Source organism: Listeria rocourtiae FSL F6-920 (genome assembly GCF_000525975.1).
In the GTDB taxonomy this organism is placed as follows: domain Bacteria; phylum Bacillota; class Bacilli; order Lactobacillales; family Listeriaceae; genus Listeria_A; species Listeria_A rocourtiae.
The window spans coordinates 1-8,563 of sequence record NZ_AODK01000058.1 but is presented as its reverse complement, the minus strand read 5'-3'; the positions used below and the strand labels follow the sequence as shown (position 1 = coordinate 8,563).

At 40.6% G+C, this 8,563-nt stretch carries 6 protein-coding genes and 2 pseudogenes; 5 read left to right on the top strand and 3 right to left on the bottom strand.

The window, feature by feature from the left end:
• Together PROCOU_RS14780 and PROCOU_RS14775 are read left to right on the top strand one after the other, a co-directional pair.
• Nucleotides 1-562: MucBP domain-containing protein (locus PROCOU_RS14780; protein ID WP_036073851.1), on the top strand; the 562-nt coding region annotated here is incomplete at its 5' end.
• A 214-nt stretch (nt 563-776) separates the two neighbouring features.
• Nucleotides 777-1,512: pseudogene (locus PROCOU_RS14775) on the top strand (class I SAM-dependent methyltransferase).
• 4 nt (nt 1,513-1,516) lie between these two features.
• Here PROCOU_RS14775 and PROCOU_RS14770 read toward each other — a convergent pair.
• A complete protein-coding gene (locus PROCOU_RS14770; protein ID WP_036073849.1) occupies nt 1,517-2,437 on the bottom strand; it encodes a helix-turn-helix transcriptional regulator in 921 nt (306 codons plus the stop codon).
• Between the two features lie 100 nt (nt 2,438-2,537).
• Between PROCOU_RS14770 and PROCOU_RS14765 the strand changes: the two genes are divergently transcribed.
• Entirely contained in the window at nt 2,538-2,957 is a 420-nt protein-coding gene (locus PROCOU_RS14765) for an effector binding domain-containing protein (protein WP_036073847.1), read from the top strand.
• 56 nt (nt 2,958-3,013) lie between these two features.
• Here PROCOU_RS14765 and aldA read toward each other — a convergent pair whose 3' ends face one another.
• Both aldA and bla read right to left on the bottom strand, forming a co-directional pair.
• The gene (gene aldA / locus PROCOU_RS14760; protein ID WP_036073844.1) at nt 3,014-4,459 is read right to left on the bottom strand and encodes an aldehyde dehydrogenase; all 1,446 of its coding nucleotides are present in this window, start codon (nt 4,457-4,459) and stop codon (nt 3,014-3,016) included.
• Between the two features lie 238 nt (nt 4,460-4,697).
• A complete protein-coding gene (gene bla / locus PROCOU_RS14755; protein WP_036073853.1) occupies nt 4,698-5,618 on the bottom strand; it encodes a class A beta-lactamase in 921 nt (306 codons plus the stop codon).
• 452 nt (nt 5,619-6,070) lie between these two features.
• Here bla and qoxA point away from each other — a divergent pair, with 452 nt between their 5' ends.
• Both qoxA and PROCOU_RS14745 read left to right on the top strand, forming a co-directional pair.
• Nucleotides 6,071-7,168: a cytochrome aa3 quinol oxidase subunit II gene (gene qoxA, locus PROCOU_RS14750; protein ID WP_036073841.1), complete on the top strand. Its 1,098-nt coding sequence runs from the start codon at nt 6,071-6,073 to the stop codon at nt 7,166-7,168.
• A 17-nt stretch (nt 7,169-7,185) separates the two neighbouring features.
• Nucleotides 7,186-8,563 (top strand): annotated as a pseudogene (locus PROCOU_RS14745) (cbb3-type cytochrome c oxidase subunit I); the annotation flags it as partial.

The window sequence follows — 8,563 nt, the reverse complement described above, 5'->3', positions numbered from 1 at the left end:
CGTTGACACAAGCCCAGCGAATGCGAAGGGGACGTATACAGAAGCCACCCAAACCGTCACATATGTGTATGAAAAAGCCACAGCAGCGCCGGTGACGGTGGTGTATCAGGATACGACTGGAAAGGAAGTGGCCCCTTCGGAACGTCTGACTGGAAAAGTGGATGCGCCATATGCGGCGGAAGCTAAGGCTATTTCAGGATATACCCTCACGCAAAAGCCCGCGAATCAAACGGGATATCTCACGAACGAACCGCAAATGGTCACGTTTGTATATGAGGCACAAATAGGAGGTGCCATCACAGTACAGCCCACGGATAACCTAGAAAATGTTTTAGCACCAGAAGAGAAGTTAACAGGGAATTACCATGCGCCGTATAAGACGGAAGCTATGATGTTACCTACTCCACCGAAAGGAGAGCCCGTACAACTAGCTGTGTCAGCTACTTCAGCGGGGCCTTCTGCGTTAACGCTTCCAGCAGCAGGTGATACAGGAGTCACTCCGTTCCTTCTTGGGGGAGGGTTGTTGCTTAGTGGCTGGTGGTTATGGAGACGGCAACGCTGACGTGTAACTTATCACTAAGGCACTTGCCTAAGAAAGATACATGACTGGGGTCTGTGATTTATGTGTAGCATGGAAAAAATACGTATCAAAAATCTAAAGTCGGATTTTCGATACGTATTTTTTCAATTCAGAACATTGTTGTCCTAGTCTCGTCTATTTCATGGGTATCATTTTTTTGTTATACTGTATACATAAAAAGAAAGAGGTGTACAAGATGAAAGAAAATAAATATGATAATCCTGCATTTTTTGAACAATACAGTAAAATGAACCGTTCTGTAGAAGGGTTGAAAGGTGCTGGAGAGTGGCATGCGTTTAAAAAAAATGATGCCGGATTTCACTGGGAAGCGGGTACTAGACCTTGGTTGTGGCTTTGGTTGGCATTGCCTGTATGCTGTTGAGAACGGAGCAGAGCGCGCGGTCGGTGTCGATATTTCAGAAAATATGCTCGCAGAAGCACGGAAGAAAACAGACTCGCCAAAAATTAGTTATATCCAACAAGCGTTAGAAGATATTGATTTTCCTGACGCGAGTTTTGATGTCGTTATTAGTTCGCTGACGTTTCATTATATCGAATCATTTACAGATATGTGCCACAAAATAAATCGCAGTTTGACGAAAGGTGGGGCATTTGTTTTTTCTGTGGAGCATCCGGTTTTTACCGCGCAAGGTACACAGGATTGGTACTATGACGAAGACGGCAATAAGCTACATTGGCCGGTAGATAGTTACTTTACAGAAGGCTTGCGGACAGCCAATTTTTTAGGAGAGGATGTCACAAAATATCATAAAACAATAACAACCTATGTGAATACATTACTTGAGACCGGTTTTGAGTTGGTTAGTCTAGTTGAACCAGAGCCTGATGCAACGATGTTGGCTAGCCATCCAGACATGCCGGATGAACTGCGTCGTCCGATGATGTTGCTTGTTTCCGCACGTAAAAAATAACGCTCTACTCATACTTGCTTTGAATTTGCTTTAGGTATGATATAAAACCATCATAAAAATCACCTGTTTTATGGATTGTCACATGCTTGCCTAGGCTCAAAAGAAAGCGATAGCCAGCTTCGTGATTAGGAAGCATTACTTTTGCTAGAAACTGAGATTTGCCTAACGGTTCAATTGTATCAGCACCAAAACGTAATGCGATTTGTTCACGGGCTATTTTATCAATAACTATGCTTACTTCTGCCATTTGAAAGGATGCTCGCCCACCGGACGGAGTAAATGGCTTTAGCCTAAATGGACGCGGCTCGAATGTTTTAGCGGATACTTCCAAATTAAGTATTCGCGATAATTTAAATGTACGGAAATCTTTTCGCTCTGCACTGTATCCTTGTAAATACCATGAGCGATTACGAAACAGTAAATGATAGGGTTCGATTTGACGCATTGTCTCATTACCATCTCGATCAATGTAGATTAGGGTAACAAATTGATGCTTCTTGATAGCTAAATGTAAACTTTCTACTTTGTCATTAAACTCTTGTTTCATTGCTAATGTCGAAAAGTCGAGTGAGATAGCACTAGTTGCTCCTTCATTCGTATGACCCATCATATTTTTCATTTTTAATAGTGTTTTTTTGATATCACTTGAGGATAAAAGCTGTTCAAAACCGCTTAGACCAGTGATGATAGCTGTTAAATCTTCCGATGTGAGTAATTTCTTATCTACTTTATAAGTTGGCATAATCCCAATACCACCTTTTACACCAGGCATTGTATAAATAGGGATATTGGCCATAGATAGTGTGTCTATATCACGATAAATCGTTCGTTTAGTAACTTCAAACATCGTTGCCATTTCTGCTGCACTGACGAGTTCGCGTTGCAGCAGTAACATAATAATCCCAATTAGCCGCTCAATTTTCATCGAATTTCCCCCTTAAATAAAAATGATGACATACAGTTGTCAACATTCGTATGCTATAGTTACATCATAACAAATTTATAATCATTTGGAGGGAAATAGTATGTCATTTGAAATCGTACAGTTAGGTGGAGCCGTTTTTTCAGGAAAGAGAGTTGAAATTCCAGCATTTGATCCACAAAAAGGATTTGCGGTTATGAGTGAGGTCAAAGCAGCAGCGGTGGCGGATTTTGCAGGGACAAAGGAAGAAGTTGTTGGTATAAATGCCAATATTGATGGTGTGCAAACATATTTAGTGGCAAAAGAGGGCGCTAATCATGGCGATACATCATTTGAATTTCCGGAAGGGCAATATGCTAAATTTGTGACGAAAGAAACGGAACGAGCGGCAATTGATGGGTTTATTGGCCAGTCTTACGGTGAGATTGGACAAAGTGAAACAGTTGGCATTGCAGGCCACTTTAATTTAGAAGATTTGCGAGAAACTGATTTTACAATTTATATTCCGGTTGTATCAAAATAAATAGAAACCATCTGGTAAAGCGCAAAATATTGCTTTGCCAGATGGTTTCTATATTTTTATTGGATATTTTGGTCAAATTGTAAGTAAACAACATGTGTTTGAAGATATTCTTCTAAACCATGTTTTCCATCGGCACCACCAATACCTGACTTGCGGAAACCGGCATGGAAGCCTTGCATTGCTTCAAAGTTTTCACGATTAACATAAGTTTCACCAAATTTTAGTTGGCGAATGACTTTCATAGCACGATCTAGATTTGTGGTGTAGACAGAGGAAGTTAGCCCATAGTCACAATCGTTAGCTAACTCAATGGCTTCATCCAATGTCTTGAATGTGCATATTGGTGCAACAGGGCCAAATACTTCTTCGCGCATGATTTCCATATCATTTGTTGCATCACCAATAACTGTTGGTTGGAAGAAGAATCCAGTTCCTTCGCCAGCTTTCCCGCCGGACAGAATTTTTGCACCTTGCGCGACGGCTTTGTCTACTTTTGCTTGAACAGACTGCTGGGCGCTTTTACTAACAAGTGGCCCCATATCAATATTATCTGATGTAAGTGGATTGCCGTATTGTACAGCTTCCATTGCTTTTACTAATTTGGTAGTAAAGGCTTCTTTTACATCTTCTTGAACGTAGATGCGCTCCACACAGTTGCAGACTTGGCCACTGTTAATGACGCGGGAATCGACAATGGCTTGAACAGCTAAATCTAAATCAGCGTCATTTAAAACAATTGCCGGTGCTTTTCCACCAAGTTCTAAACTAACTTTAGTAATGTTCTCACTTGCGGCTTGCATTACTTTTCGACCGGCAGGCTCACTACCAGTCAAAGAAACGAGGCCAACTTTAGGGTTGCCTGCCAGTTCATCACCAATTTCACCACCACGACCAGTAATCATATTATAGACCCCTTTAGGCAAGCCGATTTGATCAACAATTTTGGTGAAGGCTACAGCATTATTAGGCGACTCGGCACTTGGTTTAACGACAATTGTATTCCCGGTAATCAGTGCTGGGGCCATTTTTCGAGCAATTAAGAAGAATGGGAAATTCCAAGGCAGGATACCAGTTGTGACACCAATGGCCTTCTTAAATACAAAGATATGCTCATTTGGCCGATCGCTTTGCAAAATTTCACCTTCGTACCGGCGCGCCCACTCAGCCATATAGTCTAAATAATCAGCGGTAAAGTTTACCTCAACTTCTGATAAAGCCAATGTTTTTCCGACCTCTTCTGAGATAAGTTTAGCGATTTCTGGGACTTGCTTCCGAATCTCCGTAGCGATTTTATGTAGATAAACACCACGTTCTACAGCGGGTAAAGCTTCCCAGGAAATTTGTGCATCTTCAGCAGCGTCAATGGCTCTTTTTGCGTCCATTTTTGTAGCTTTTGGTACTTGTGAGATGATTTTCTCGGTAGCAGGATTAATAACGTCAACGAACTCGCTGTTACTTGATAGAACAAACTCTCCATTAATGTACATTTTATGTTGATTCATGTGAATTCCTCCTTTAAATATGTTGTTTTATGTGTATTATTATAAATAAACAAACATAAACAAGCAAGAAAAACGGTTACAAATGTTGGTTTTATGAAAAAATTAGAAATGACGAGGGGGTGTGGGAGATCACGTGAGGTAGTTTTTTTACAGTATAGAAGAGGATAGAAACTCCCCTAGTTTTAGGAAAACGGAAGTTCTATCCTCTATATTTATATTTTTTGGAAGTTAGGCAACACTAATTCGATAATCCGAGATGATTGCTCATTACTCTAGCTGCATCCGCAATCAGCGCATTATCGTACTCATCATCTTCATTCGTCTTGTTTGAAAAGACAACTAAGATAATAGGTGCTCTGTGAGGTGGGTATAAGACGGCAATATCGTTGCGTGTTCCAAAAGAAGCAGCGCCTGATTTGTCACCGACTTTGACATTGGACGGGACTCCGGCTCTAATTAGTTCTTCACCTGTCGCATTTCCAGTTAAAATTTCATTGTAAAATTTTAATTTATCTGGTGCTATTTTTCTGTCGAGTAGTAGTTTTTTAAACGTTTCAGCAATTGCTTTAGGTGTACTAGTATCTCTTATGTCACCAGGGATAGCAGTCGTTAAATCGGGTTCCAAGCGAGAGGAGTCTGTGACCTTGTCGCCTAATTCTCTTAATTGAGATTCGAAACCTTTCGGACCACCAAACTGTTTAAACATAAGGTTTGCGGCTGTATTATCGCTGTATTGAATTGCTGCTGCTATAATATCTTTCAGTGACATACCTGTATCTACGTGTTTTTCTGTGATGGGAGAATAGCTAACTAGGTCATCTTTGGTATATTTAATTATTTGATTTAGCTCATCCCAAGAGAGGTTTTTAAGTAGTACCCCGCCTAAAAGTGCTTTAACTGTCGAAGCAAAAGCAAAGCGTTGATTGCCGTTGTGAGCGAATGTCTCACCAGATCCCGAATCGATGGCGTAGACACCTAGTGTAGCTTGGTATTTCTTTTCTAAGTTTTTGAGTTGAGTAGTTGTGTCAGGTGCTTTTTTAACAGTAGTCTCTTCTTTAGCCATAGCTTTTTCTGGATGTGCGGAAAAAGGGACTAAGGCCAACGTTAAAACGCTCAGCAAAATAACATAAAGTGCTTTTTTTGACATAAACATTTGCATAACATCTCCTACTTTCTCTTTTTTTGCAGAAAGGATAGCTATTCCTATCTGCTTCAAAAAGTATAACATAGAATTGTTACTTCAATGTTACCATATCGATTCTACGGAAAACTTTCTGTAGCTTCTAAACAAGAAGTGTTACTAGAAGCGAATTGTTTTTAAGTGAGAAGTATGATTATACTTTAGAAACAGAGATTGTGAATAAAAAAACTTGTCTCGATGCTTTGAATATAGATACTAAATGAGCTATAATAATATACGAGTATGCACATGTAGTTTCAAATTCATAATTTCACGAATGAAAGGTTTGTGAAATGATGAGGAAGTTACCAATTCTAGTTGATGATATTATCAACTAGGGAAGTTTCACTGGTCATTAAATTAGGGAGTTATGTTGTATTTTTGCGCAAAAATACACAGCAACAAACATCAAAAGGAAAGAAGGGATTCGGGTGTCAAAAATGCTCAAGTCATTGCTACTTACAGTATCGCTGGTCTTTGTCGGACTGCTTAGCGGCTGTGGTGATTTGACGGTACTAGATCCAAAAGGTCCAGTAGCGCAAAGTCAAAGCGATCTAATCATCTATTCGATTATTTTCATGCTTATCATTGTACTTACGATTTTCGTGTTATTCGTCATTATGATTACGAAATACCGCGAGAGAAAAGATCATTCCAACTACGAACCAAACATGCACGGTAGTACGAAACTGGAAGTTTTATGGACGTTGATTCCTGTGGCAATTGTTATTGCTCTAGCGATTCCAACGGTTCAAACAATTTATGCGAACGAAAAAGCGCCAGAGGTTACTTCACACAAAGACCCAATTGTTATTTATGCGACTAGCGCAAACTGGAAATGGTTCTTTAGTTATCCAGATCAGTCGATTGAAACTGTAAACTATGTACATATTCCAACTGATCGACCAGTATTATTCAAACTTACCGCTGCAGATTCAATGACGAGTTTCTGGGTGCCACAACTTGGTGGACAGAAATATGCGATGAGTGGCATGACAATGGACTTATACTTGCAAGCTGATGAAACAGGTACGTTTAAAGGACGCAATTCGAATTTTAACGGGGAAGGGTTTGCAGGACAGGTATTTGATGTTGTTGCTCAAAAACCAGCCGATTTCGAAAAATGGGCACAAAAAACAAAAGCTGATTCACCAACCCTATCGCAAGACCGCTATGATAAATTATTATTACCAGGCCATGTGAAACCACAATCTTATGCGGGTACACATATGGCGTTTGTTGACCCAGCCGCAGATCCAGAGTATGTCTTTTATGCGTATAAACGATTCGGCTTCGAATTGACTAATCCGCACGATCCACATGCAAAAGACACAAGAACGAAAGAGCCAATTTTGCCAGCGCGTCCGGTTACAATTACAAATCCACGCTTTGAGCAGATGGATATGGAACCAATGATTATTCCAAATGGAACTGGTTACAAGAAAGACAAGCATTACGATGAAGAAATGAAAAAAATGGGTGAAGAAATCAAAACCGATGAGGCAACAGATCACAAATCGGGACACTAAAAAGGGGGTATTTCAACATGCGTTTAGATGAATTTATCATCACCGGCGACCCGCTGATTTTAGGAGCCCAAGTTTCGATTGCTCTTGTCAGCATTGGTATCGTCGTGTTACTAACTTATACAAAGAAATGGAAGTGGCTATTCACGGAATGGATTGCTTCCGTTGACCACAAGCGCCTTGGGATTATGTACCTTTTGGCAGCAGTATTAATGTTTTTCCGTGGTGGGGTTGATGCCCTCATGATTCGTACCCAACTTGCAATGCCAGGCATGGAGTTTCTTGATGCTCAGCATTACAATGAGGTATTTACGACTCACGGAACGATTATGATTCTATTTATGGCGATGCCGTTTGTTATTGGTCTAATGAACGTTGTCGTGCCGCTCCAAATCGGTGCGCGCGATGTTGCATTTCCATTCTTGAACAATTTAAGTTTTTGGACATTCTTTATGGGGGCAATGCTATTCAATATTTCCTTCGTAATCGGTGGTAGCCCAGCAGCTGGTTGGACAAACTACGCACCACTCGCCGAAGAATTTAGCCCAGGTTATGGGATTAATTTCTACTTACTTGGAGTTCAAATTGCCGGTATTGGTACGCTGATGACCGGGATTAATTTCATGGTCACGATTCTACGTATGCGAACGAAAGGCATGACACTTATGAAGATGCCGATGTTCACGTGGACATCATTGATTACGTGTTTAATTATCGTGTTTGCCTTCCCAGTACTTACTGTGGCGCTAGCTTTAATGACGTTCGATCGTCTGTTCGGAACGGCATTCTTCACGCTCGCAAATGGCGGAATTCCGATGATGTGGGCCAACCTCTTCTGGGTTTGGGGACATCCGGAAGTATATATCGTTATTTTGCCGGCATTCGGTATATTCTCCGAGATTATTTCTACTTTCTCGAAGAAGAAACTATTTGGTTACCCAGCAATGGTAGCAGCGGTTGTTGTTATTTCCTTGCTAAGTTTCCTAGTTTGGGTCCATCACTTCTTTACAATGGGCTCTGGTGCAGCGGTTAACTCATTCTTCTCGATTACAACGATGATGATCGCGATACCGACAGGAATCAAGATATTTAACTGGCTCTTTACGATGTACAAAGGGCGAATAACCTTCACCACACCGATGCTTTGGTCACTGGCTTTCATACCTAACTTTGTTATTGGTGGGGTTACAGGGGTTATGCTTGCGATGGCAGCAGCCGATTATCAATATCACAATACGTATTTCTTAGTATCACATTTCCACTACGTATTGATTGCCGGAACCGTATTCTCCTGTTTTGCAGGTTTGATTTACTGGTATCCAAAAATGGTCGGTTATCGTTTGAATGAAAAAAATAATTGGTAAGTGGTTTTTCTGGATATTTGTTATCGGGTTTAAT